Annotated in this window: 17 protein-coding genes; 5 read left to right on the plus strand and 12 right to left on the minus strand. The window is 30.6% G+C overall.

Annotated features, from left to right (window positions below; all coding sequences use genetic code 11):
- The first annotated feature begins 3 nt into the window (after nucleotides 1-3).
- Entirely contained in the window at nucleotides 4-1,389 is a 1,386-nt protein-coding gene (locus ACY2IJ_RS00625; RefSeq protein ID WP_476725226.1) for an exopolysaccharide biosynthesis polyprenyl glycosylphosphotransferase, read from the plus strand.
- Here ACY2IJ_RS00625 and ACY2IJ_RS00630 read toward each other — a convergent pair.
- On the minus strand, nucleotides 1,376-2,521 hold the full coding sequence (locus ACY2IJ_RS00630) for a lipoprotein N-acyltransferase Lnb domain-containing protein (protein WP_476725227.1): 1,146 nt from the start codon (nucleotides 2,519-2,521) through the stop codon (nucleotides 1,376-1,378). The genes ACY2IJ_RS00625 and ACY2IJ_RS00630 overlap by 14 nt on opposite strands.
- Nucleotides 2,521-3,606 (minus strand): putative type IX sorting system protein PorV2, encoded by a 1,086-nt coding sequence (locus ACY2IJ_RS00635; RefSeq protein WP_476725228.1) that lies wholly within the window; start codon nucleotides 3,604-3,606, stop codon nucleotides 2,521-2,523. Before ACY2IJ_RS00635 ends, ACY2IJ_RS00630 begins: the two co-directional genes overlap by 1 nt.
- Before the next feature lie 146 nt (nucleotides 3,607-3,752).
- On the opposite strand from ACY2IJ_RS00635, the gene ACY2IJ_RS00640 reads away from it, so the two are divergent.
- Entirely contained in the window at nucleotides 3,753-4,484 is a 732-nt protein-coding gene (locus ACY2IJ_RS00640) for a CDP-alcohol phosphatidyltransferase family protein (RefSeq protein WP_476725229.1), read from the plus strand.
- Nucleotides 4,485-4,487: 3 nt separating this feature from the next.
- Here the strand turns inward: ACY2IJ_RS00640 and lptB are convergent, their stop codons facing one another.
- Genes lptB through ACY2IJ_RS00655 form a run of 3 tightly spaced genes read right to left on the minus strand, consistent with a single transcriptional unit; the run spans nucleotide 4,488 to nucleotide 7,007 of the window.
- Nucleotides 4,488-5,231, minus strand: coding sequence for an LPS export ABC transporter ATP-binding protein (gene lptB, locus ACY2IJ_RS00645; protein WP_476725230.1), 744 nt, complete (start codon nucleotides 5,229-5,231; stop codon nucleotides 4,488-4,490).
- Between the two features lie 3 nt (nucleotides 5,232-5,234).
- Nucleotides 5,235-6,038 (minus strand): twin-arginine translocase subunit TatC, encoded by an 804-nt coding sequence (gene tatC / locus ACY2IJ_RS00650; protein ID WP_476725231.1) that lies wholly within the window; start codon nucleotides 6,036-6,038, stop codon nucleotides 5,235-5,237.
- A 6-nt stretch (nucleotides 6,039-6,044) separates the two neighbouring features.
- Nucleotides 6,045-7,007, minus strand: a complete 963-nt coding sequence (locus ACY2IJ_RS00655) for a KpsF/GutQ family sugar-phosphate isomerase (RefSeq protein ID WP_476725232.1) — start codon at nucleotides 7,005-7,007, stop codon at nucleotides 6,045-6,047.
- A 73-nt stretch (nucleotides 7,008-7,080) separates the two neighbouring features.
- Here ACY2IJ_RS00655 and ACY2IJ_RS00660 point away from each other — a divergent pair, with 73 nt between their 5' ends.
- Nucleotides 7,081-9,285, plus strand: a complete 2,205-nt coding sequence (locus ACY2IJ_RS00660) for a RecQ family ATP-dependent DNA helicase (RefSeq protein WP_476725233.1) — start codon at nucleotides 7,081-7,083, stop codon at nucleotides 9,283-9,285.
- 62 nt (nucleotides 9,286-9,347) lie between these two features.
- On the opposite strand, the gene ACY2IJ_RS00665 is transcribed toward ACY2IJ_RS00660, so the two are convergent.
- The 3 genes from ACY2IJ_RS00665 to ACY2IJ_RS00675 all read right to left on the minus strand — a co-directional run bounded on the left by ACY2IJ_RS00665 (nucleotide 9,348) and on the right by ACY2IJ_RS00675 (nucleotide 15,006).
- Nucleotides 9,348-13,022, minus strand: coding sequence for a PAS domain S-box protein (locus ACY2IJ_RS00665; protein WP_476725234.1), 3,675 nt, complete (start codon nucleotides 13,020-13,022; stop codon nucleotides 9,348-9,350).
- A 157-nt stretch (nucleotides 13,023-13,179) separates the two neighbouring features.
- Nucleotides 13,180-14,046: a nuclear transport factor 2 family protein gene (locus ACY2IJ_RS00670; protein WP_476725235.1), complete on the minus strand. Its 867-nt coding sequence runs from the start codon at nucleotides 14,044-14,046 to the stop codon at nucleotides 13,180-13,182.
- An 87-nt stretch (nucleotides 14,047-14,133) separates the two neighbouring features.
- Nucleotides 14,134-15,006, minus strand: a complete 873-nt coding sequence (locus ACY2IJ_RS00675; protein WP_476725236.1) for a helix-turn-helix domain-containing protein — start codon at nucleotides 15,004-15,006, stop codon at nucleotides 14,134-14,136.
- A gap of 240 nt (nucleotides 15,007-15,246) precedes the next feature.
- Between ACY2IJ_RS00675 and ACY2IJ_RS00680 the strand changes: the two genes are divergently transcribed.
- Nucleotides 15,247-15,621, plus strand: coding sequence for a response regulator (locus tag ACY2IJ_RS00680; protein ID WP_476725237.1), 375 nt, complete (start codon nucleotides 15,247-15,249; stop codon nucleotides 15,619-15,621).
- A gap of 105 nt (nucleotides 15,622-15,726) precedes the next feature.
- Here ACY2IJ_RS00680 and ACY2IJ_RS00685 read toward each other — a convergent pair whose 3' ends face one another.
- The 4 genes from ACY2IJ_RS00685 to ACY2IJ_RS00700 all read right to left on the minus strand — a co-directional run bounded on the left by ACY2IJ_RS00685 (nucleotide 15,727) and on the right by ACY2IJ_RS00700 (nucleotide 23,579).
- Nucleotides 15,727-16,233, minus strand: a complete 507-nt coding sequence (locus ACY2IJ_RS00685) for a DUF3124 domain-containing protein (RefSeq protein ID WP_476725238.1) — start codon at nucleotides 16,231-16,233, stop codon at nucleotides 15,727-15,729.
- A gap of 209 nt (nucleotides 16,234-16,442) precedes the next feature.
- Nucleotides 16,443-18,185 carry a hypothetical protein gene (locus tag ACY2IJ_RS00690; protein ID WP_476725239.1) on the minus strand — a complete coding sequence of 581 codons (1,743 nt, stop codon included), beginning with the start codon at nucleotides 18,183-18,185 and terminating at the stop codon, nucleotides 16,443-16,445.
- Nucleotides 18,186-18,202: 17 nt separating this feature from the next.
- Nucleotides 18,203-20,380 carry a RagB/SusD family nutrient uptake outer membrane protein gene (locus ACY2IJ_RS00695; RefSeq protein WP_476725240.1) on the minus strand — a complete coding sequence of 726 codons (2,178 nt, stop codon included), beginning with the start codon at nucleotides 20,378-20,380 and terminating at the stop codon, nucleotides 18,203-18,205.
- Between the two features lie 19 nt (nucleotides 20,381-20,399).
- Complete coding sequence (locus ACY2IJ_RS00700) at nucleotides 20,400-23,579, minus strand: SusC/RagA family TonB-linked outer membrane protein (protein ID WP_476725241.1); 3,180 nt, start codon at nucleotides 23,577-23,579, stop codon at nucleotides 20,400-20,402.
- Nucleotides 23,580-24,623: 1,044 nt separating this feature from the next.
- On the opposite strand from ACY2IJ_RS00700, the gene ACY2IJ_RS00705 reads away from it, so the two are divergent.
- Nucleotides 24,624-25,493, plus strand: a complete 870-nt coding sequence (locus ACY2IJ_RS00705; RefSeq protein WP_476725242.1) for a family 16 glycosylhydrolase — start codon at nucleotides 24,624-24,626, stop codon at nucleotides 25,491-25,493.
- Nucleotides 25,494-25,502: the final 9 nt, after the last annotated feature.

The following is a 25,502-nucleotide window of genomic DNA, read 5'->3' on the forward strand; positions in this document are numbered from 1 at the left end:
AACATGCCCATAAAAACAAAATTATATTTATCGGAAAGAATTACCTTGCTAAGGTTTATAGATGTGTTATTTATAGGCTTAGGTTTAACGCTTTCTAATCTATTTTTTAATTTTAAATATTTAGATGTATTACACAAGCCTATATCTACAAACACAGTAGTCTTAGTAGTTTATTATTTGGTTTGGGCACAAGTTTTTCAAATGTTTAATTTAAGAGACTCTGCTAGTAGGTTTCAAACAGTAAGAAACTTATTTATTACAAGTTGTATATGTGTGTTACAGTATTTATATACTCCTATTTTAACACCTGTACTGCCTTCAAATAGAATAGATATTTTAATCTTTTATGCAACTATTTTTATATCTGTTTTTTTATGGAGAAACATTTACATTTTTACCATTTCTAAAAGACAATTTTACAAGCATGTTCTTTTTGTGGGGGGGAATCAAGAGGTAGTGTTAGACATGTATCATCATGCAGATATCTATGCTAGAGATAATGCGATTATAGGCTATGTTTCAGAACAACCATGGCAAAATGATTATCGTTTTTTAGATGTTATTACAACCGATTTTAATAAAGTTATAGAGCAAAAAGATGTGAAAGAAATTATAGTTTCATTAACAGGTTTTTCTAAACAAAATATTGAGGTTTTAAATCAAAAATTGGTACGTGTTTTTGAACAGGGAATTAATATTGTGAACTATGAAGATTATATAGAAAAAATAACACAATGTGTGCCTGAAAATAATTTAACCCAAGATTTTTACAAATACTTTAACTTTAGTGAAAACCATGAAAACAGATTGTATTTAGCTATTTTTAGGTTGATAGATATTATTACAGGTTTAATAGGTTTGAGTTCTTTATTAGTTTTTTTGCCTTTAATCTTACTAGGGAATTTAGTAGGGAATAGAGGGCCTTTGTTTTATAAACAAGAAAGAGTAGGACGTAAAGGAAAGATTTTTAACATTATTAAGTTAAGAAGTATGGTTACAACAGCAGAAAAAAATGGAGCACAGTGGGCTGTAAAAAACGATAGCAGAATAACTAAGTTTGGAAAGTTTTTAAGAAAAACAAGATTGGATGAAATTCCTCAATTTTGGAACATTTTAAAAGGAGAAATGAGTTTGATTGGTCCAAGACCAGAAAGACCTGAGTTTGTTAAAGAATTAGAAAAAGAAATACCGCTATATGGTATTAGAAACGTAATTAAACCAGGATTAACAGGTTGGGCACAAGTAATGTATCCGTATGCTGCAACCATAGAAGAACAACAAAAAAAATTGCGTTATGATTTGTATTACATTAAAACCAGAAGTTTGTATTTAGATTTTAAAATTGTAATTAAAACCATTAATACGGTTTTATACTTTAAAGGTCAGTAGTAGTTTTATTGTGGTTACTTTTTATTTGGGAACCATATAAACAAAGCATTGCAAATGCTAAAACATAAATAGTCTTGTTAAATTCCTGAAAACCAACAATGCTTATTATTAAAAAGCAAATTAGTTGAGCAATTCCTAAATAATTTAAATAGAATTTTAGGTTTTGTTTTACAAACGGATACAATAAAAGTAAAGGACTAGCCCATAAAATATTCATATTCATTTTAGTAGTACTATGTTCTGTTAAAAACCACAAACAGAAAATAATCAATCCTAAAATTCCGTAAAGTATGTATATAAAATTTACTCCAGTACGTATAGGTTTAAATATGCTAATTAAGCAGAAAAATAATATCAATAAAGAAATAGATAAAGGACTAAGTAAAAAAGGTGTTTTTTTTGCTTTTAAATGGTAATCAGGTAACAAAAATCCTTCTTTAGCAATTAGTCTAGAACTGTTTATATGGCTGTTTTTAAATCCGCTGTACACGTAATCCGGTAAAAACATATATTGCTTTAAACTTGCTTTTTTGTCTATAACTGCACCTAAAGCCAAATCAATACCAAATTTAGCCCAAGAGTTTGGTACCAAGTAGTTGTGAATAAGTTCTCTATGGGTTAAATCTTTTGGAAAGTTCGTGTAATCAAAATCAATAGCTCCAACACTTTTTTCTATTACCTCATGCATTTTGGTGGCACAGTTGTCATAAAAAAAATCGTAATGATAGTCTTTGTTTTCAGGCAAAGCATTCCATTCTAAGTAATTAAAAACTTTTTGGTTTTGTTCTTTATTAAAATTTAATATTTGAGCTTTTACCCACCTGTTTTCTTTGTAATAAGTATAAGGAAAGTATTTAAAATTATAACTACTTAGTTGATATAAGAGTTTCCCTTGGCAAAATTTTAAGTAAAAATTAGGAGTGTTAAAATCAAAAGTTCCGTAGTTGTATACTCTATCTAAATTATTCAAGTCATCTTTTACTCTAATAGCACTATGCCCAAAGGCTGAGTACAACTCGTTTTGACCAGGAGCACAAGTTAAAATGCTAATTTCTGCTTTAGAAGATAGTTGAATGTTTTTTTGAGCCGATAAAGAAAGTGTAAAAAATAATAGGATGTATAATGATTTCATTATCTCATTTCGTTAAGTTCTATTTTTATGGAAAAAATATTTGAGTAATTAATACCAGAGCTAGCTCCAACATTGGTTAAAGCATAGTCTAAATGAATTTTTTTGAAAATTATTCCCATTCCTAAACTTGGTTCTAGTGTAACGGATTCAGAACCATCAAAGTCAATTTCGTTTTGAAAATTTCCAACTCCAACTCTAAAATAGGTTTTGTTTTTATAGCCTAATTCCAGTCCAAGGTTTGGAGAAAAACTTACATATTCAGAAGAAACAATATCGTTTGTTTCTATAAATCTACCAATCAAATCAATAGAAGTTAATAACGAATATTTTTGATTTAATTGTTTAAAATAAGAAGCTCCTATCTGAAATTTAGGTAAGGTTAATTCGTAGCTATTTGGTTTTTCTTGATTTTGGCCTTCTTCTATTGTTTGAGAATTTGCGATTCTATCAAAAATAAAATCATCTACTTTCCATGCCGTAAATGTGGTTGTAACATCTCTAATAACAGCACCAAGTTTAATTCCGTTCCATTCGTATTGAGCTCCAATATCAAAACCAAAACCATTGGCATTGGCAAAATCTCCAATATTTCTTCTAATTATTTTTCCGTTAACCCCTACGTTTAAGTGTAGCTTAGGAAAAGCTTTGGCCAAACTAAAAATAGCAGCAACATCGGAACTAGAAAAAGAGGATACATTGTTGTAGTTTATGTTTCCGTTGCTGTCTATTAAATTGGTGGTGTTTAAAATATTATCAACCCCTAGTCGTATTACAGATATACTCATAGCCACATCATCTCTTTCTATGGGCAATGCTGCACCAAAATAATCGTAACTACCAATTCCGTTAAAAAGAGAATTGTGCATGGCTGCAAATTCAAAATCTTGTACAGTAATTACCCCTGCAGGATTCCAGTAACCAGCCTCTACCCCCGAGGTAAAAGACGATACAGATTTGCTCATTGCCATTGCTCTAGCACCAATACCAATATTTAAATATTCATTAGAGTAACTACGAACTAGCTGAGCTTGTGCGGTTAGGGCAGTAAACAGAAATAAAATAGATAGATGATAGAATTTCTTCAAAAGTAATGTAGTTTCAATGATAGTCTAAAAGTATACAAATATATTGTTTCAATTTTAAGAAAAGAGGACAAATTTAAATTAACTTATTTTATTTACTTACACAAAAGTATGTTTAGCTTTGTAGTGCTAATAAACACATTGCAATTATGAAAATTTTAAAGTTTATTCCAAATCTGTTAACCTTGTTAAATTTATTATCAGGATGTTTGGCAGTAGTGTATGCAGTTAACAATCAAATTCAGTTTGCTGTTTTGTTTGTAATGCTAGGTATCTTTTTTGATTTTTTTGATGGATTTGCAGCACGTTTGTTACATGTACAAAGTGAGTTGGGAAAACAATTAGATTCTTTGGCAGATATGGTTACTAGTGGTGTAGTTCCAGGTATTGTAATGGTACAAATGCTATTAAAATCTGGAAATAGCGAACCGTTGACTTATATAGATGGTTTTGAAAACTTTCCGTTTGTAGCAATGTTAGGTTTTTCTATAACACTAGCATCTTGTTACCGATTGGCCAATTTTAATATTGATGAAAACCAAACGGAGAATTTTGTAGGCTTGCCAACACCTGCTAATACTTTGTTTATTCTTTCTTTGCCTTTAATGCATGTGTATTCAGAATATCAATACATTAGTTATATTGTAGATAATCAGTATGTATTGTTATTGATAACGGTATTGAGTTGTTATATGCTAAACGCAAATATAGAATTGTTTGCTTTAAAGTTTAAAACTTTTGCTTTTGCAGAAAATAAGCTAAAGTATATATTCTTACTATTATCTGTAGTTTTGATAGTTGTAATTAAGTTAGCTGCAATTCCTGCAATTATTTTAATGTACTTGTTACTATCAACTCTAAATAATAATAAGAAGAAGTAAAAATTACTTCTTCTTAAATCTATTTTCTTTTAAAACAAAACTTTCTCCTAAGTAAACTCTACGAACCATTTCGTCATCGGCTAGTTCTTGCGGAGTTCCACTTTTTAGAATGCTTCCTTGGTACATTAAGTAGGTTTTGTCTGTAATGGCTAAAGTAGCCTGTACATCATGATCGGTAATTAAAATACCAATGTTTTTGTCTTTTAAAGTAGCTACAATAGATTGAATATCTTCTACCGCAATAGGATCTACCCCAGCAAAAGGTTCATCTAACAAAATAAATTTAGGATCCGATGCTAAACACCTAGCAATTTCGGTTCTACGTCTTTCACCACCAGACAATAAATCTCCTCGGTTGGTTCTTACATGCCCTAAACTAAACTCTTCTATTAATTCTTCTAATTTTTGTTTTTGCTCTGCTTTGGTTCTGTCTGTAAATTGCAGTACAGAAAGAATGTTTTCTTCTACTGTTAATTTTCTAAATACAGATGCTTCTTGAGCTAAATATCCAATACCATGTTGTGCACGTTTGTACATGGCATAATCTGTAATTTCTTGATTGTCTAAATAAATATGACCTTCGTTAGGTTTTACCATTCCAACAATCATGTAAAAGGAAGTTGTTTTTCCGGCACCATTAGGACCCAATAATCCTATAATTTCACCTTGTTCTACTTGTAAAGAAATTCCTTTTACAACTTTTCTACTACCGTATATTTTTTGAATATTGTCAGCTCTTAAAATCATAAATTACAATTTGTCTTGTTTTTTAACAATTATTTTAGACACCCAAATACTAATTTCATAAAGAACTAAAATAGGAATAGCTACAATAATTTGACTAGCAACATCTGGTGGAGTAATAATTGCAGAAACTATCAAAACCAATACCAAAGCGTGTTTTCTGTAGGTTTTTAAAAATTCAGGGGTTATCAATCCAAATTTTGTTAAAAAATAAACCACCAAAGGCAATTCAAATACCACAGAAACACCTAATAAGGTGTTGGTAATTAATCCAATATAGCTGTCAAATTGAAAGTTGTTTACAATTAAGTCTGTAATTTGATAATTGTAAAAGAAATAAACAGACATAGGGGCAATAACAAAGTAGCTAAAAGAAAGTCCTAACATTAACAACAGTGTAGCAATTACAATAAATCCTTTACTTTTTTGTCGTTCTTTAGCTGTTAATCCTGGAGTTATAAAACGCATCATTTCCCAAATAATATATGGGAACGATAGGATTAAGCCTAATATAAAGCTAGACCACAAAGCATTCATTAACTGATTGGTAGGTGCTAAACTTTGTAGTTTGGCATTAAAGTTAATGTTACAAAAACTGCTTTCTAAACCTAGTTGCGTAAAAATATCGCAAAACCATTGATAGGTTATAAAATCGGGTTGTAAGTGAGCAAGTAAAAATTGATTGTATACTTGTTTTTGAAACACAAATAAAATAATGGTAAATATAAATATGCATAAGGTAGATCTTACCAAATGCCATCTTAATTCTTCTAGGTGGTCTAAAAAAGACATTTCTTTGTTTTCTTCCATAGTTTTTTAGAAAATCCCTTCTTTAATTAAATCATGAATGTGTACAATTCCTTTGTATTGGTTTTGTTTGTTTACAACTATTAATTGAGAAATATTATGAGTTTCCATAACCTGCATTGCTTCAATGGCCATGGCATCAATATTTATTTTTTTAGGATTTGTAGACATAATATCTTTAGAAGTAAGCGTTAAAAAATCATCGCTTTTGTTCAGCATTCGTCTGATGTCACCATCGGTAATAATCCCTTTTAGTTCATCGTTTTCTAAAACAGCTGTTGCTCCTAAACGTTTGTTTGATATTTCTAACAAAGCATGTTTTACCGTTGTATTAGTATCCACCTTTGGAGCTTCATTATTTTCAACCAAATCACTTACACGTAAATATAATTTTTTACCTAATGCACCTCCTGGATGATATTTGGCAAAATCTTTACTTGTAAATTGATTCAGTTCTAATAGTGTTACCGCAATGGCATCACCCATTACCAATTGAGCAGTGGTACTTGTAGTAGGTGCTAAGTTGTTAGGACAAGCTTCTTTTTCTACAAAAGTGTTTAATACATAAGTAGCTTGGGTTCCTAAAAAGGAATCTTTATTACCTGTAATGGCAATAATTGGGTTGTTGTTTCTTTTAATAAGTGGGATGAGTACTTTAATTTCTGGAGTGTTACCACTCTTAGAAATACAAATTACCACATCATTGTTTTGAATAATTCCCAAATCACCATGTATAGCATCTGCAGCATGCATAAAAATAGCAGGTGTACCGGTAGAGTTTAGTGTGGCTACAATTTTAGTAGCAATTGTTGCACTTTTTCCAATACCAGTTATAATTACCCTACCTGTACTATTTAAAATACATTTTATGGCATTTTCAAAATTGGAATCAATTAATTTGGTTAAATTAGCAATTGCATTGCTTTCTAGTTCAATAGTTTTCTTGGCAATAGAAAGTATATCGTTATTCAAGGTTGTAATTTTTTTACTAAAAAAAAGTTATATCTTTAATTGCAAATGTATTTAAAATTAGCATACTATTATTATGAATCAAGATAAAATTGATTTGTACGGGCCGCTAAAAAAGTATTTTGGCTTTAACAAATTTAAGGGTTTACAAGAAGATGTTGTAAGAAGCATTGTAGAAGGAAATGATACTTTTGTAATCATGCCAACAGGTGGTGGAAAATCGCTTTGTTATCAATTACCAGCATTAATGCAAGAAGGAACTGCAATAGTAGTTTCTCCATTAATTGCGTTAATGAAAAATCAGGTTGATGCCATTAGAGGAATTTCTGAAAACCAAGGTGTTGCACACGTATTAAATTCATCGTTAAATAAAACAGAAATAGCCAAAGTTAAATCGGACATAGAAACTGGAATTACAAAATTATTATATGTAGCTCCAGAATCTTTAACCAAAGACGAATATGTAGACTTTTTAAAAGAGCAAAATATTTCTTTTTTTGCAATTGATGAAGCACATTGTATATCTGAATGGGGACATGATTTTAGGCCAGAGTACAGAAACTTAAGAAGAATTATTCAGCGAATAGGAAATGTACCTATTATTGGCTTAACAGCTACAGCTACACCAAAAGTACAAGAAGACATTATTAAGACATTGGCCATGAATAATGCCAATACGTTTAAAGCTTCTTTTAACAGACCCAATTTGTTTTATGAGGTAAGACCCAAAACCAAAGAAGTAGCGAGTGATATTATTCGGTTTATAAAACAAAGAACAGGAAAGTCTGGAGTTATTTATTGTTTGAGCAGAAAGAAGGTAGAAGAGTTGGCACAAACATTACAAGTAAATGGTATTTCTGCGTTGCCTTACCATGCAGGTTTAGATGCTAAGACTCGAGCCAAACATCAAGACATGTTCTTAATGGAAGATGTAGATGTAATTGTAGCCACTATTGCTTTTGGAATGGGAATAGATAAACCCGATGTACGTTATGTAATTCACCATGATATTCCTAAAAGTTTAGAAAGCTATTACCAGGAAACTGGTAGAGCAGGACGAGATGATGGTGAAGGATATTGTTTGGCTTTTTATGCGTATAAAGACATAGAAAAGCTAGAAAAATTTATGGCAAACAAACCAATTGCTGAGCAAGAATTAGGACACGCTTTGTTGCAAGAAGTAGTAGGCTATGCAGAAACCTCAATTAGTAGAAGACAGTATTTGTTGCATTATTTTGGAGAAGAGTTTGATCCTGTAAACGGATTGGGAGCTAAAATGGATGACAATACCAAAAATCCTAAAAAACAAACCGAAGCCAAAGAAAGTGTAGTGACACTTTTAACAGTGATAAAGGGGTCTAAAGAAAAGTACAAAACTAAAGACATTGTTGCTACTTTAATGGGGAAAGCCAATGCCATGTTAATTTCTCACAAAACAGATGAAAGAGACTTTTTTGGACTTGGAAAAGATAAAAATAATGAATATTGGACAGCCTTAATTAGACAAACCTTAGTGGCCGGTTATTTGCGTAAAGAAATTGAGCAATATGGCGTGGTGAAATTAACTCCTAAAGGATTAGATTTTTTAGAAAACCCAACTTCATTTATGATGACGGAAGATCACGTATATGTAGATGAAGATGATAGAGCTGTAATTATAGCCAATGCAAAAAATAAAGCTGCAGCAACTACAGATGCTCAGTTAATGAGTTTGTTAAAATCGTTAAGGAAAACGGTTGGTAAAAAGAAAGGAATTCCCCCTTATGCTATTTTTCAAGACCCTTCTTTAGAAGATATGACTTTAAAATATCCAACCACTATAGAAGAGTTATCTAATATTCATGGAGTAGGAGATGGGAAAGCAAAAAAGTTTGGAAAAGAATTTATTGAGTTGATTGCTAAATATGTAGATGAAAACAATATAGAAAAGCCAGATGATTTGGTTGTAAAAACAACCGGAGAAAAATCAGGATTAAAGCTATATATTATTCAAAACACCGATAGAAAACTACCTTTAGAAGACATTGCAAGTGCCAAAGGTCTTGAGATGAATGATTTAATTAAGGAGATTGAATCTATAGTATATTCTGGAACTAAATTAAATATAGATTATTATTTAGAAGATATTCTAGATGAAGATCAGCAAGAAGAAATTCATGATTATTTTATGGAAGCGGAAAGCGATAGCATAAAAGATGCCTTAGAAGAGTTTGATGGTGATTATGACGATGAAGAATTGCGATTAATGCGTATAAAATTTATTAGTGATATTGCCAATTAAATTAAAACTAAAACATATTAAAAAAAGCCATTTGTAAAAATTACAAATGGCTTTTTTAATAATTATGGCTTGTATTTGTTTACAATATCAATCAAAGTGTTTTTAGCAATAGGTTTGTATATGTAATTGTTGAATTTTAATTTTTCTTCTTCCTCATCTTCTTTAAAAGTATGGGCTGTTTGCGCAATAATAGGTAGTTCAGGTCTTATTTGTTTTATTTGCTCTGTAGCTTCCCATCCATTAATAACAGGCATTTTAAGATCCATTAATACCAGGTTAATGTTTGGGTTGTCGGTACATAGTTTTACAGCCTCTAAACCATTATGAGCCCAAAGTAATTCATCAACCACATTACTTAATACTTGTTTTAGATAAGCAAAGTTACTCTCGTTGTCCTCTGCAACCAAAACAATATAAGGTTTCTTTGTCGTATTTTGATTTTTGGTTTCTTCTGAAATAATATTTTTTATTTGAAACGGAATGTGAAAAGAAAATTGAGAACCTTTGTTTTTTTCTGAAACAAGTTTAATGTTTCCGTTCATGAGTTCAAGTAGTTTGTTTACAATAGAAAGTCCTAAACCTGTTCCTTGAGAAAAATCATCTAATTTAACAAAGCGGTCAAATATAACTGCTTGTTTGTGCTCAGGAATACCTATACCCGAATCATTTACAAAACAGGTAATGTTGTTATTGCTGTCTGGTTTGTATCCAAAGTTAATGGTGCCTTTATGAGTAAATTTAATAGCATTAGACATTAAATTCATAAAAATTTGTTTAAGCCTACTTTTGTCAGAGTATATCATTAATTTAGAGTAGTGCTTTTCTAGGTTGATGGTTACTTTAGTACTACACTTATGGTCGTAAGTTTCGTAAATTTCATCAAGTAAGGTATTAAGATCAAAAGTTGTTTGGTTTATTTCTATAGATTCAGATTCTATTCTAGCAAAGTAAATTAAATCATCAACTAATTGTAATAAAGCTTCACTTTGCGAGTTGATAATTTTTGTGAATTCTATAAATTCTGGATTGGTAGTTTCTTCTGCTATAATGTTAGAAAACCCTACAATAGAATTTAGAGGGGTTCTAATTTCATGACTCATAGAAGTTAGAAAAGCTGTTTTTAACCTATCTGATTCTTCTGCTTTGTTTTTGGCTTTTTCTAAATCGCATAAAATTTGTTTGTTTTCAGTAATGTCTTCTTTTAAAGCTATGTAGTGAGTAATTTCATTTTTATCGTTTTTAATAGGGGCAATGTTTACGTTTTCCCAATATAGATCTCCGTTTTTCTTTTTGTTTCTAAATTCTCCTTCCCAAGCTTTTCCTTTGCTTAGGTTTTTCCACATAGTGTTGTAATATTCTTTTGTGTGGTAGTTAGAGTTTAAAATTCGTGGGTTTTTACCTATTACATCATCAAAACTATAACCTGTTGTTTTTTCAAAGCAAGGATTTACATATTCTATATCTCCTTTAGGATTGGTGATCATAATACAAATAGGACTTTGTTCTATTGCTTTTGTAAGTTTGTTGGTTTCTTCTTCTGCTTTTTTTCTTTCGCTAATGTCTCTTACAAAAGCTAAGAAAAGTTTTTTATTACTGTTGTAAAATGTACTTAAATGAACTTCTACAGGAAATGTTGTTCCATTTTTTCTTTTGTGGGTTCCAAAAAGTAAAACGCTTTGTGTGGCATCTAATTGTGTCCAGGTTTTTTTTAATAGTTTTTTGTCTATAAATTTTTCGTTTACATCTATATCAAAAACCGTCATATTTTTAATTTCATCAATAGTGAAGCCTAAATCTTTGGTGGCTTTTATGTTGGTATTAATTATGTTTCCTTCTACATCGTGCACATACAAAGCATCTGGAGCGTGATGTATAAAACTTTTAAATTTTTTTTCGCTTTCCTTTAAGGCATGTTCTGCTTTTTTCTGGCTAGTAATATCAGTATGTGTACCAATAACTCTTATGGGGTTGTTGTTGTCATCAGTTTTAAAGGTTTTAATTCTTGACCGTATCCACATCCATTCTCCATTCTTTTGCAGAAATCTAAAAGCTTCATCATATTTGTTTGTTTTTCCAGAAAGAAAATCATTGGTTTTTAGTTGTACATATTCTAAATCTTCAGGATGTACTCGTTTTTCCCATTCTGCTACGGTTCCAGGAAATTCATTAGGTTGATACCCGGCCATAGTATAGTAAGTAGAGTCGTAATATACTTTGTTGGTGTCTATGTTCCAATCATAATATCCATCATTATTAACAGTTAAAGCCAAGTTGCTTCGTTCTTCGCTTTTTTTCAATGCTTTTTCTGTGTGAATGCGTTCTGTTATATCAATCATAGAAATCCAACAACCTTCTATTTCTGTTTCGTTTCTATAAAGACTAACAATGTTGTTTAAAAAGTATTTTTGTTCATTCTGCTTTGTAATTTCTTTGGTGGTAACATTTGTCCATGTGTATTTGCTAGTAATGTATAGTTTTATAAGTTCTTTAGCCGTTTTATTATTGTCCCATAAAATACCTATAGGTTTGTTTATAATTTCTTGTGCGTTTTTAAAACCATAAAAATTGGCTGCAAGGTTGTTACATTCTACCAAATAAGCGTTTTCTAACAATGTTTCTATTTGTTCATTAACGGGTAATCCTGTTTTTAAAGGTGTTTTAAATTCTACTCTAAATAAACCTTGAATAGCAGAATTTATTAATTTTTGATGTCTTTCTAGTGTTTTTTGAAGTTTTACTTCGGCTTGTCTTTCAGCAGTAATATCTAAAAACGTTCCTTCTGTTTTTACAATATTGTTATGCTCATCTTTAATAACTCTGGCACTTACTTTTGCAACAAAAGGTGTTTTGTCTTGTTTTAGGGCATTAACCACAAAGCTTTTTACGTATCCTTTTCTTTTTAGTTCAGAAATAAATTGATTTCGATCTTGAGGGTTTGCCCAGAATTTTACAATACTAGTTCCTGTGTGATCTATAGTGTTGTCTAGTCCTAAAATTTTTTCAAACTCATTGTTATAGTAAATCAATTTTCCATCAACAGTTGCGGTGTAATAGCCTTCTAATAAATTTAAAATGGTATTTTTTAATTTGTTTTTAGAGGCTGAAACTTGAATGTTTAACTTTTTGATTTTGTGATAATAATTGTATAATAAGTAACCTAAAATAGCAAAAATGGTAAGTATTATATATCTAGAAAAAATAAATTGGTTTATTTTTTTCTGTATTTTTTCTATTTTATGAGCTAATTTATTCTTTGCTTGTTGTGTAGTAGAATTAGTAGTTAAGTATGTTTTTTCTATTTGATTGAAAAATAGATTTTGGTAATTTTTGTAGAGTTGACTATTAATAGGTAGTGGATAAGCTTGTGTATTGCTGTTTTTTTTTAGGAAAGAATTATTTTGTAAAACTAATAAAGTATCTAAAGAATTGGTTACAACAGAAGGGAGAGATGTTAGCTTGTCTAGAGTTTTAGATAGTTGTTTTTTACTTTGCTGATATTCTTGTTTCCAAATTTTATTTTTGGTTTTAATAAAATTTTGTGCTGTATAATCTAGCTTGTTATTTAAGTAGATTAATTTATGTAAGTTATCTAATTGATTTTGTTTTGTTTGGACTTGCTGAATATTGTTTAGGGTAGATTTTGTTTTATTTAGGATTATAAAATTGACAGAAATAAAAATAATGAAGACGAAAAGATATATAACTATAATAATTTCTTTAGGGGTAATTTTTTTCATTTTTTCTAACTGGGGATTATAGAATAATTTATCGTAACTGAAATTTAATGAAAAAACATTAGACTAATTAGTGCTCAACCCACATTTTATTGCTAAATACACAAAATGCATCAATCTTTATAATTGATGCATTTTTAAATGTTTAAGTTTAATTTTCTTAAAAATTAAACTTTCCATTATTGTTTTTCCATAATTCTTTTGGACTAATAGGTTCAATTACATCCCAATGTTCGGCAATTTTTCCATTATCAACTCTAAATAAATCGTAAAATGAATTGTGAACAGTTCCAAAAGTACCTTCACTTACTACCAATACAAAATTTCCTTGTCCAAGTACTTTGTGTATGTTGTTATATTTAAGAAATATTTCTTTTTTAGCCAAAGCTTCTAAAGTTGCTCCTAATCCAGAAAGTTGGTCGGGAATATTAGGATTGTGTTGTATGTAATTATCTCCGTCAAAGTACTGAGTTAATTTTTCCATATTTCCGTTTACTAAAATATCTTTCACAAAATTTTCTACCAGCACTTTGTTTTCGTCTGTTTTGTTTAGGTCTTTAAGTTCTGTACTACCATCAATCATAGAATGCCCGCTAGGGTTTTTGTTTTCTGGAGTTTGTTGCAAGTTGTCCCAATGTTCTGTAATAAGATTGTTTTCAAATTTAAAAATGTCAATTCCAATTTTAGGACCAAAAAAATCATATTCGGTATGTGTAAAAACATAATTACCATCTTTAAAAACTCTTACAGTATTAACCTTAGCCGATCCAGAAGGCAATTGTGCTAACAACGCACCAAAACCAGCAAGTCCATCGGCAACTTGTGTATTGTGTTGTATGTATTTTTTAGAATTTATATAGGTAATGGGTTCTTGTGCACCTGTTTCTATACTTTTTAATAAACGAACTACTTTTTGCTCTTTTGTAACTGTTGTTTCCATTTCTTTTTTAGGGTTTTTGTTTTTTAATTGTGTACATGCAGTGGTTACTACTGTAACAAGTAAAAGGTTTACAATTAATTTTTTCATTGTTATGTAACGTATGTTATGGTTATCACAAAGGTGAAATTATTGTAAGCCTGCTAAAAGGTAAAAAAGAGACTTTGAATGATACTTTTAGTCTAACGTAAATTGCTCTCTAAATTCTACAGGTGTTTTATGGGTGTTCTTTTTAAAATATTTAATAAAATTGGTAGGTTCATCAAAGCCTAAAGCAAATCCAATTACTTTAATACTATCTGTAGTGTGTGCTAATAATCTTTTAGCTTCTAGTAATACTCTATCGTTTATAAATTGTTTGGGTGTTTTTCCAAAAACTTTAGAGGTTGCATAATTTAGTCTTTTAGAGGTTACATGCATTTGATTGCAGTAAAAAGAAACTTGCTTATGTTTGGTATAATTTAGGTCTACTAAATCTCTAAAAATTAAAATATAATCAAGGTCTGCATCTTTTTTTAATTCAATAAAATTTTGCTTACGTCTTTCTCTTTCAGAATAAAGAAGTAGGTTTTTTAATAAGTTTCTTAAAATATCTGATTGAAAAGAATCTTTAATAGTGTTTGCTTCGAGTTGTATTTGATTAAAAATAGGAGCAAAGGTTCTATCTCTTTTAGGTAGAACTATCTGAGATATAGCTAACAAGTCGTTAAACAGAATAGTGCTTTTTAAAAATTGTATATCTAAATTTGTTTTACAGAAAAAGTTATCGGTAAACAACAATATAATTCCCTCAACATTATTTTGAAAATAAAATTGTTGCACCTTGTTTTTGTTTATAAACAACAAGCTGTTTTCTTCTATTTGAATAGAGTTAAAATCTACTATTTGATTGGGTGCAGAGCTTTGAAACCAAATTAAATGATAAAAATCTGTTCTATGAGGTTTACACAACTCATCGCCAAAGTTTTTAAATAACTCAGAAATACTAAGAATTTCAAACTCTTGAGGAAGTCCCTCTTTAAAATTATATTTATGAATTTGGTTATCCAATTTGTGAAATGAATTGTAATTTTCTAAAGATACTGTAAATAATGTTGCTAAACATTATATTGTTACAAGTGAACGATACATTTTTAGCAGTGTAATTTGTTTAATCTATAAATAACAGCTATACAGCTATTTAAAATCAAATGTTAAACGATAATAAAATTTTTAACCAAAATGATTGATTAATTTAATAAAGTCCGAATTGGTTAACTAATAATTGATTCAAATTAAATTGCTAAAAAGATGAAAAAGAAGGTTTTATACATAGAAGATAATTCTATCAATAGACTATTGTTAGAAAAATCATTAGATGGAATTGTAAAAATAGACACCGAAGGAAATGGGTTTAAAGGAATAGAGTTGGCCGAAGAAAAAAAATACGATGTGTATATTTTAGATTTAAATTTAGGAGATTCTGAAATAGATGGATTTGGAGTTTTGCAGAGTATAAAAATGAAAAAAAATATAAAAGGAATTTATGTTGCTTTAACGGCTTATGACGGAACTGAATGGAAAAATAAATGCATTAGTTTTGGGTTTGATATGTATTTTAGTAAACCTGTAAATGCAAGATCTATGTGGTCTGATATAGAAGAATACATGAAATTAGCTCATTAATTTATAAGAAATAACACAATAATTACCTACCGTTAGTAAGAATGCAACAGCTGTTTTAATTTATTAAAATAGCTGTTGTATTTTTATAAAACAATAAAAGTTTAGCTATTCTATTTTGTGTGCTTGTGTAGTAAAAGATAAACCTTGTTGACTAGTTGTAGAAATCATAACAGCTTCAAATAAAGGTTCGTTAGACGTGTTTGGAATTTCCCAATTAAAAATAAAATTAGCTCCAGAACCTCCTGTTTTGTCAGATTCATCAATAACTATCTCAATTGTTTCAAGAGGAGCAACATAAATGGGGTGTTTAAAATACGTTCTTATAGATTTTCCGTGTGTATCAAAATATTCTGCTTCATTTAAGTAGATTGTATCTTTTAAGTTGATGTTTCTAATGCTTACAGTTACCGTTAAATCGTGAGTGCTGTGCTCATTTTGATCGTATATATGTGAATAGATTGGTAAATAGGAAATCCCTTGCTTTAAAGAGCTTTTAAAGGATGTGTTTACTTTTCTTTTATTCCAATTTTCAGGGTTGTAGGAACTTACTTCTTTTTCTTGTTTACAACTAACTAAAAAAACAAAAAGAATTAAAACATTACATATTTTCATACCAACCTAATTTTAAATACAAACCTAGGTAAATATAAATAAATCTTTAAGAAATATATTAAATAAAAGAAGCTAGGAGAGGGTAAGTAAAAAAATAATAATTTGATTTTTAAAGATGAGTTTTTAGCATAGAATATAGGTGCAAAAAAACGCTTAGGTTTTCACCTAAGCGTTCATAATATAAACTAACTATACTAAATATAAGATTGTTAAGGTCTTACATCGTATTCTTTAATAGAAACATCATCTATGTAAATAACAGCTTTACTATTTTTAGAAACCGCTCTAGCTCTAAACCATAGTTTTTCAACAGTTCTAGGTCCTCTAGTATAGGTTCTTTCAATTTCTATCCATTTATCTGTTTCTAAGTCTGCTTCAGCTTGTCCTTGAATTACTTGTGTTGCAGAGAAGCCCCAGTCGTTTAGCAAGAATAATTGAATGTCTAGTACAGAATTAGGGTTATTATCTACCGCAGTTTCAGAAGGTTTAGGCAATCCATTTTGAGTATCAATGTATATTTTGTACTTAATAGTATAGGTTCTACCTTCTAATAATTCTGGTTTGTTAGAAGTAAATGTGTAACCTGCTTCTGCAGATGGTTCACCTGGTTCAATAGCAATTTTTAAACTTTGTGTTCCTGTAACAAATTGCTCTGATGATAATTCTACATGTGTACTATTTCTCCACCATGGTGTAAATAAGTTCATGTTTCCTACTTCTTCAGGTACATATTCAAAGTCAAACATTTCAACAGGAGCATTAGTAATTACTTCTGCTTCTGTACTATGAGCTCCAGAGGTTAAGTTTCCTGTACCATCATATGAAACTGTAATAACATCATTTTGATATATTTTTTCAGACATTATTAATTGTAGTACATTTTTAGAACCCTCTTTTAATTTAGTTTCTGCAACAGCTATAGGGGTTCCGTTTACATTTACAGTAAAATGATCTTTTAAATCAATCGCAGGAGCATCTAAATCTCCATTAAATGTCAATTCAATTTCTTCATCAATAGTTTCTGTAATTTCACCAACTAAACTTAGGTTTGTTCCTTGCGTTACATTTACAATAGCAGGGAAGTTTAACACAGCATTATCTCCAGAGAAAATGTTTAGCTGAGCATCAGCCACTCTTTTAAGTTGAATACCCGTACGGAATTCACCAACTCCTGTAAACATTACATCGTGTGTAATTGCTTGTTGGTAAGAGTTTCCAAAAGATTCGTTTTCAATTTTCTGAACAGTATCTCCTGTTTGGTTGTTAATTAAGAACCATTTTCTGTAGTGAGGTCTAGAAGCTAATAAATTACTAATGTCTTCAAAAGAAATAACATTTCCTGCTTCTAAGTCTATGGTTTGCGTATCTCCAGAAACTTCATCTCCTTCAGTAAATTGAGAAATTTCAACCCCATTACTTAATATTTTTAATCCAGGTATAATAGAATCAAAAACATTTATTTCAAAAGTTTTGTCTACAATCCATTTCTTTTTGTCTTCATCATAAACAGAAGAAATAGTACCTGCGTTTACGGTTTCAAAACTAACAGAATCGTTGTATACATTGTATAGTCTAACTTTACTTACAGGAGTGTTGTAAAAGGCAACAGCTACTGATTTTTCTTTAGAAACAGTTGTACCTTCTGGTAATAATGATTTAGCAATAACACTTCTAGAATCATCATTGTACTTATTGTCTGGTAATGGACCTTTTACAAATCTATCTCCTTGTTCAATGTACCAATAATGTTCTATGGCTCCTGCAGAATGATCTAAATAAGTTATGTAATTTCCTTTAGGTACATTGGCTAAGGCTGGATCATCTGAGTTTGATATTAATGAAGTTCTCCAAGCTAAAACAGAATGTGAACTCGGAGCTTCGTATTCGTCTTCCTGGCAACCCATTGCCATAAAAAGGAAGACGAAACTAGCGATTAAATATAATTTTTTCATAATTGTTGTTTTTAATTTTAATTAGATGCGTTAGAGTTCAATTCAGTAATAGGAATTGGTAAATAAGCTTTAGTATCATCGTAATTAATGCTTGCTTCTACCATATCTTTAAAATAAGATGCAGTTAAACGTCTAGAAGCTATAACTTCATCAGACCTACTAACAACTGCCCCCGCTAATTTTACTGTAGCTGCATTTAAGTTTAACACATTGTCATTATCTGTAAGTGGATCAGAAGCTATATGTCCTTCGTATTTTTCATCATATACATGATAAATGTCTTGAAAACCACCTAAATCTGCACTTATTGTTGGAAAATACAATGGGAAAATTTGAACACTCCATCTGTTTACCGTTTTGGTAGGGTCTGCAGGGTTTTGTGCTATGTAACCTCCAACAGCATATTCTCTTTCTGCAAGTTCTTGGAATCTTTCTTTGGTTACTCCCCATCTTCTTAAATCTATAGTTCTAATCGCATTTCCTTCAAGTGCTAATTCTAAAGGTCTTTCTACATGACGTAAGTGGTATCTTAACACTTCGTAAGAGTCATAAGAAATATTTTCATAAATGTCTTCTTTACCTGTTCCTCCTATTTGACCATTTCCGTTAATGTCTAGGGCTACAGCTCCGTTATCGGTTGTAAAGGTAGCATCAGAAAACTCTTCAGAACCAGTACTTGGACCTAATAATACAACTCCAGAACGGTATCTTATTTTGTTAATAATTCTACGTGCTTCTGTAATATCTCCTTCTTCAAGTATACACTCTGCGTACATTAAATAAATATCTGCTAAACGAATTAATCTCATGTTTACACCAGATCTACCATCTGTAGTTAAACCTGTTTCACTAGAGGTTATATCCCAGTTGGTTAATTTTTTCCACATAAAACAGTTTGCTAATTGTTTAATAGCTCTTGGATGTGAAACTAATTCAGTCATTTCTCCATCATAATACTTTGAGTCTGTGTCATCTATATAGGCAATAGAGTGAGACATTCTATGAGAGTATTTTTTTAGTTTTTGACTTGGGTTTTTGTACTTGTCTTCTGGTGATAATGGATCAAAATCTGGGTTGACTCCTAATTGATTCATGTCTCTTTTTGGATCGATAGAATCTCTTTGATATTGTACAACCATCCAAGAGGCTGGTGATATTGCTGGATTGTAAATTCCAGCTCCTAAACGTAAAGATAATTCGTTATGAAGAGCTTCTTCTCCAGATAGTGTTTGAGCTAAATCGATAGAGTAATTTACTTCTAAAATAGATTCTGAGTTGAATTCATTTTGAGAAGTAAAGTTGTCACCAACATGGTTTGCCAATTGGTATCCGTATCCTCCATCTTCACCTACATCTGGTAATAATCTTTCAAAGTGTTTTTTTGCTTTGGTAAGTATTCCCATATCAGGATTTTTAAAATCGTATTGATATAAGTAGCTTTTTCCTAACAAAGCCTCACATGCTCCTGCACTAATTCTTCCTAAATCACCTGCATCGGCAATATAATTTACTTGGTTTCCGCTAGGCCCTTCAATTGTTCCACCTCTGTTTAAAATATAACCTGTTTTCCATTGTAAAGGAAGGTTATTCATTCCGTAAGTTAAGTCTTCTCTATAGAAATCAATAACTTCTTGTTTGCTAGAGTTTGGTTTTTGTGTTTCTGCAGGACTTTCAGAAGGTTGATCAAACAAAGGAACTTCACCTTGGTTAAAAGAGTTTGATAATTGAAAATAGAAATATCCTCTTAAAGCTCTGGCTTGTGCATATAATAGTACTCCTTTTAAAGAGTCTATTTCTGTTTCGTATCCTCCTTTAATTCTTTCGTACCCAGCAATTACTTGGTTAGCTCTAAATACTCCTTCGAATAATGAAGCCCATTTATCACTAATACTTCTATTAGAGTTGTTAAATGTTTGTGTGTAGAAAGGTTCGTTTCCTGCAGTGTAGGGTCTTATTCCTCCTGGGTAAACCATGTCACTACGTTCATATTCCATTAATGTAGAAATGGCCTCATCTTTAGAAAAACTACTATAAGCTGCGTTTAGTTGTGAGCTTAAGTTGTCATTACTTTTTATAAATTGATCGCTTCTTACAGCATTAGGGTTGTTAGCATCTAAAAAGTCATCGCTACATGCACCTAATGAAAAAACTGAAAGTAAGATCAGTAATTTTTTAGTATATCTTTTATTTTTCATTGTACTTGTTTTTTGCTAATTAAAATTGTAATTGTAATCCTGCTTTGTATTGAGCAGACATAGGGAAAGTACCTCTATCTAAACCTCTAGTACTTAGTCCATTATTACCAACTTCAGGATCAAAACCAGTATATTTTGTGAACGTTAAAGCGTTTTGTGCTTGTACATAAAATCTTAATCTGTTTACTCCTAGTTTTTGAGTCAATTTTTTAGGGATAGTATATCCTAAAGCAATGTTACGTAGTCTTACGTAAGATCCATCTTCTAAAAAGTAATCGCTAATACTTCTATAAGAGTAGGTTGCATTGTTGTTTACGTTGTTGGTACCTCTGAACTCTGGTACACTAGTTAAAGTGTTGTTTTCAGCCCATCCGTAAAAAACATCTTTATGTCTTCCTACTTGGTATGCATAGGCTTTGTTACCATTCATAATTTCTGCACCAAAAGAACCATACCATTGCATAGAAAAATCAAAGTTTTTGTAGTTAGCATTGTAATTCCATCCTATTTCAAAATCTGGAGTACCACTACCAGCATATACTTTATCGTCATCGTTAATTACTCCATCGTTGTTTGTGTCTATAAATTTAGAGTCTCCTAACCTTGGTGTAAAACCATCTACAGAAGTAATACCTTTTATTTCGTTTCCGTTGCTGTCTGTGCTATTAGAAGTGTATGCATCTAATTCTTCCTGAGTATTAATAATACCATCTTGTTTTAATAAAAAGAAAGCACCAGCTTCATATCCTTCAGTAATTGCCGTAACAATGTCGTTACTATTTCTACCTACATATCCTCCGTTTAAGTAGCTAAAAGGATTGGTAGGACTTGTTTTTGTAACTTTGTTTTCGTTAGTTGTAAACGTAGCAGAAGTATTCCATTTTAATTTTCCTTTTCTGCTTCTAAACTTTACAGCAAACTCAAAACCTTTATTGGTCATGTTTCCAATATTTTGCATTACAGAACGGTTAGAGAAACTAGTTCCAATACCAGATGATATAGGTACTAAAACAGGGTATAATAAATCTTCTTTGTCTGAAATGTAGTAATCTGAAGTAAGAGTTAATTGGTTGTTAAACAAGCCTAAATCTACTCCGAAGTTTTTTTCAATAGAAGTTTCCCATTTTAAATCTTTATTGTAGTGAGATGTTCTAGTAATACCGTATGCAATTTCTTCTGTGAAATTATCTTCACTAGCTCCTCCAAATACGTAATTGTATCGGTTATAAACATATCCATTTGTTTGATATGCACCAAATCTATCATTACCAGTAGTACCGTAACTAGCTCTTACTTTAAAGTTTTTAACAACAGATTTTAATGGACTCCAAAAATATTCATCAGAAACATTCCATCCTACAGAAACTGAAGGGAACCATCCCCATCTGTTTTCTTTTTCAAATTGAGAGGAACCATCTCTTCTTATACTAGCGCTTATTAAGTATTTACCTGCATAGTTGTATTGTGCTCTTCCTAAGTATCCTGTTAATGTTTTGGTAAAATCATTACCATTACTACCTGTTTCAGGAAACCCTAAGTAGGCATCTAAAACAGTAATGTCATCACCATAAGCGTTTAAAGATCTTTTACCATAAAATGATTTGTTTTGTGATTCTTGTATGGAATTGGCAAAAACTAAATCAAGATTATGTCTATCGAAACTCTTTTTGTAGTTCACAATTGTTTCGTAAGTTAATTTAGAACTTTGTGTATGTGTGTTTTGCATAGATGACCTTTGCCATGCAGAAACAGGAACGATAATTTCACCGTCAGCATTTGTAACTTGTACTTCAGGTCTGTAAGAGTCAGTTCTGTCGTTTGAGTAGTTTCCTCCAGCTCTAGCAGTTATTGTTAAATTATCTGTTAACTGATAATCTAATTGTAAGTTAATGGCCGTAAAGTTTAAATCTACTTGAGAAGATTGCTTTAAAGTTCTTAAAATATTATTTACATTGGCTAGGTTAGAGTCGTCATTGTCTGTTCCTATATCAAAGTTGTTAGAAGATAAATCTACATCTGGTCTGTAAGGATCATATTCGTAAATTTGATTTAAAATATTCCATGCTGGTCTATCTCTGTCATCTTTTCTAAAAGTAAATCCAGATGTTATTTTAAGTTTTCCAGATGTATACTTTACATTAGATCTTAGGTTAACTCTTTTAAAATTTGTATTCATTAAAACTCCTTCTTGTCCAAAGTAGTTGGCGTTAAAGTTGTATAATAAATCTTTTTTACCCCCAGAAATACTTAAATTGTAGTTTTCAATAGGAGCTAAGTCGTTTAAAATTGTTTTTTCTAAGTTGGTGTTGTTTAGGGCTTCAGCAGGATTTTGTGCTGCTCTATTCCATTGCTCTTCATATAAAGAACCTTGAAGGTCTGAAGCTAATTTAATTCTAGTATATAAAAACTCAGAAGAATCCATTAAAGGAGTATTACTGGTAATTTTCTGAATACCATACTCTGCTTTAAAGCTTACTCTCATATCACCAACCTTACCTTGTTTAGTGGTAATTAAAATAACCCCTCCGGCACCTCTAGTACCATATATAGAAGCAGATGCAGCATCTTTTAATACATCAATACTTTCTATTTCACTTACACTTAATCCTGGGTCATTGTCATAAGGAATTCCATCTACGACATATAAAGGCTTGTTCTGTCCATCTAATAAAGAACTAAACCCACGAATTAAAATGTTAGCCTCAGAACCAGGTTCTCCAGAACTAGATGTAACACTAACCCCAGAAATTTGACCTTGTAAAGCAGAACCAATGTCTGAAGTTGTTGTTTTTTCAAGAACTTCTGCTTTTACATTTGCAACTGCTCCTGTTACCTCTTTCTGTTTCTGAACACCGTATCCTACAACAACTACTTCATCTAATTGAGCAGCATCTTGTTCTAGGTCTACTTTAATAACTGTTTTTCCTTTTACAGGAATTTCTTGTTTTGTGTAACCTAAATAGTCTACAATCAAAACATCATTGTTGTTCACATTAATTTCAAAATTACCATCAAAATCTGTAATGGTTAATTTACCTGTGCTCTTTACGCTTACAGTTGCTCCAATTATAGGCCCATCACTTGAACTAACGTTCCCCGAAATCTTTTTCGATTGTGCGTGCATAAAACCGAAACAAAAAACACTAATGAGCGTAATAAGTACCCTCTTAGCTTTTAAGTTATCTAATTTAAATCTCATAGTTTAATTGTATGTTTAAAATTCAATTAAGAATTTCTATAGAATCAGTCAATATGAGTAGGTTAAATGATTAGCCTGGGGGAACAAATGTTGATTATTTCTTTGTGTATTGTTTAACCCCTTGTTTTTATTGGGGTTCTTAAATTTTTTGAGGTTTTTTGTTAATATTATGTACACTTTAAATGTGTGTTTTTTTTAGTTTTTTTATAGTTTAAAATTATCTTAAAAAAATAGACTGTTTTTTTTAAGTAGCTGCTTTTTAGGTGTTTAATTTTGTTTTTAAATTGACATTTGTTGTTTTTTAGTCTTGTGTAATAGAATCCATTTAAGGGGGTATTGTGTTATGTTTTTTTTGTTGAAAAGAGCAAATAGTAAATTTTTTATGTAAAAATTAGGTTAAATAAGTGTTTATTTATCTAATTGATAATAGATTCTTGTTTTATTGTGTTTTGTAATTGTTAAAAGTGGTTTTTATTAAAAAATTAGTTGTTTTTGTGGTTGAATAATGGGTTTTTATAATTGTGTCTTTTTTGCGTTTGTTTAAGACTTAAACAAGACTATATAGTTTGGTTGAGTTTTTAATAAAGAATTGCTTCCGTTTGTTTTTATAGGGTATCTCTAAAAACACCTGTATCACCTGTTTTTTAGGATGTTTCACCTCCTTGTCTATAGATTGTCTAGTTTTTAGAAATGCATCAGTTCTATATAAAATTTTTATTGCTCTGTGTTTGATGGTTTGTATTAGAGAATTAATCAGAATGATATAATGAAGCAATACAAAGGAATGTATTCTTAACATTTAAATAAAATAGAGTGTATACGGTTGTAAAGGCTTAGCTCCAGGATGTTCCTTTAAAGTTTGTTTTATTTTTTTTATGAAAGAAAAGGAAGTATTTGGTTATAAAAATGGAAGTAACAAAAAAGGGGGGTAAACAGAAATATATTTTTTCTTAAAATCATTTATGATGTTTTAAAAAACATTTTTTACAATCATTGCTGTTAATTTTAGTGAATTTTGATTGTATCGATAAAATTAAAATATAAATGAAAGCTAAATATAGAATTGTAATTCTTGTATTAGGAATGTTTGTGCAGACAAGTGCTCAAAAAGGACCTTATGTTGTAAATGATGATGGATTGAATCTTTCTGCTAAAAAATGGAAACTAATAAAAAGTATGTCTGATGAGTTTGAAGGAAACAAATTGGATGATCAAAAGTGGCACATGCAAAAAGGATGGATTGGTCGTGCACCTGGTTTGTTTGTAAACAATACAATTAAGGTAGAAAGAGGAGAGTTAAGAATAACCAATTATAAATTACCTGCTCCAGTTACAAAAAACAAACAAAAGTTTACACATGCTTGTGGTTTGGTTGGCTCAAAAAAGGGTATGACGTATGGATTTTACGAATGTAAAATGAAAGCTAGTAAAACGTTTATGTCTTCTACTTTTTGGTTAATTAGTGATAAAAGAGAGTTAACAGGTTGTGATAAAAGAACTACAGAATTAGATATACAAGAGTGTGTTGGTAAGGTTACCACAAATAAAAAATTTGCTCAAGATGCTACGTATAGAATGGGTTCAAATACGCACAGTAGAGGTATTCCAAAAGAATGTAATATAGCTAAAGGTACCAAAGGCGGAAATGCTCTTTTAAAAAAGGGAAAGGTGTACGAAGATTTTCATACCTACGGAGTTTGGTGGAAAAATGAAAAAGAAGTGTTGTTTTTTTTAGATGGTGTTTTGGTTAACAAAGTTACACCATCAGCAGATTTTAGCATTCCTATGCATTTAAGAATGGTTACAGAAACTTACAATTGGAATCCTGTGCCTGCAGATGGTGGTTTAACAGGAACCAAAGAAGAAAGAACAACATCTTATGATTGGGTAAGATCTTGGCAGTTGATTAAATAAAATAGAAAT

Source organism: Wenyingzhuangia gracilariae, from assembly GCF_056387575.1.

Coding starts and splice junctions, on each gene's coding strand:
- ACY2IJ_RS00625 (WP_476725226.1), top strand. CDS start 4: ATGCCCATAAAAACAAAATTATATTTATCGGAAAGAATTACCTTGCTA.
- ACY2IJ_RS00630 (WP_476725227.1), bottom strand. CDS start 2,521: ATGAAATCATTATACATCCTATTATTTTTTACACTTTCTTTATCGGCT.
- ACY2IJ_RS00640 (WP_476725229.1), top strand. CDS start 3,753: ATGAAAATTTTAAAGTTTATTCCAAATCTGTTAACCTTGTTAAATTTA.
- lptB (WP_476725230.1), bottom strand. CDS start 5,231: ATGATTTTAAGAGCTGACAATATTCAAAAAATATACGGTAGTAGAAAA.
- tatC (WP_476725231.1), bottom strand. CDS start 6,038: ATGGAAGAAAACAAAGAAATGTCTTTTTTAGACCACCTAGAAGAATTA.
- ACY2IJ_RS00660 (WP_476725233.1), top strand. CDS start 7,081: ATGAATCAAGATAAAATTGATTTGTACGGGCCGCTAAAAAAGTATTTT.
- ACY2IJ_RS00665 (WP_476725234.1), bottom strand. CDS start 13,022: ATGAAAAAAATTACCCCTAAAGAAATTATTATAGTTATATATCTTTTC.
- ACY2IJ_RS00670 (WP_476725235.1), bottom strand. CDS start 14,046: ATGAAAAAATTAATTGTAAACCTTTTACTTGTTACAGTAGTAACCACT.
- ACY2IJ_RS00680 (WP_476725237.1), top strand. CDS start 15,247: ATGAAAAAGAAGGTTTTATACATAGAAGATAATTCTATCAATAGACTA.
- ACY2IJ_RS00685 (WP_476725238.1), bottom strand. CDS start 16,233: ATGAAAATATGTAATGTTTTAATTCTTTTTGTTTTTTTAGTTAGTTGT.
- ACY2IJ_RS00690 (WP_476725239.1), bottom strand. CDS start 18,185: ATGAAAAAATTATATTTAATCGCTAGTTTCGTCTTCCTTTTTATGGCA.
- ACY2IJ_RS00695 (WP_476725240.1), bottom strand. CDS start 20,380: ATGAAAAATAAAAGATATACTAAAAAATTACTGATCTTACTTTCAGTT.
- ACY2IJ_RS00700 (WP_476725241.1), bottom strand. CDS start 23,579: ATGAGATTTAAATTAGATAACTTAAAAGCTAAGAGGGTACTTATTACG.
- ACY2IJ_RS00705 (WP_476725242.1), top strand. CDS start 24,624: ATGAAAGCTAAATATAGAATTGTAATTCTTGTATTAGGAATGTTTGTG.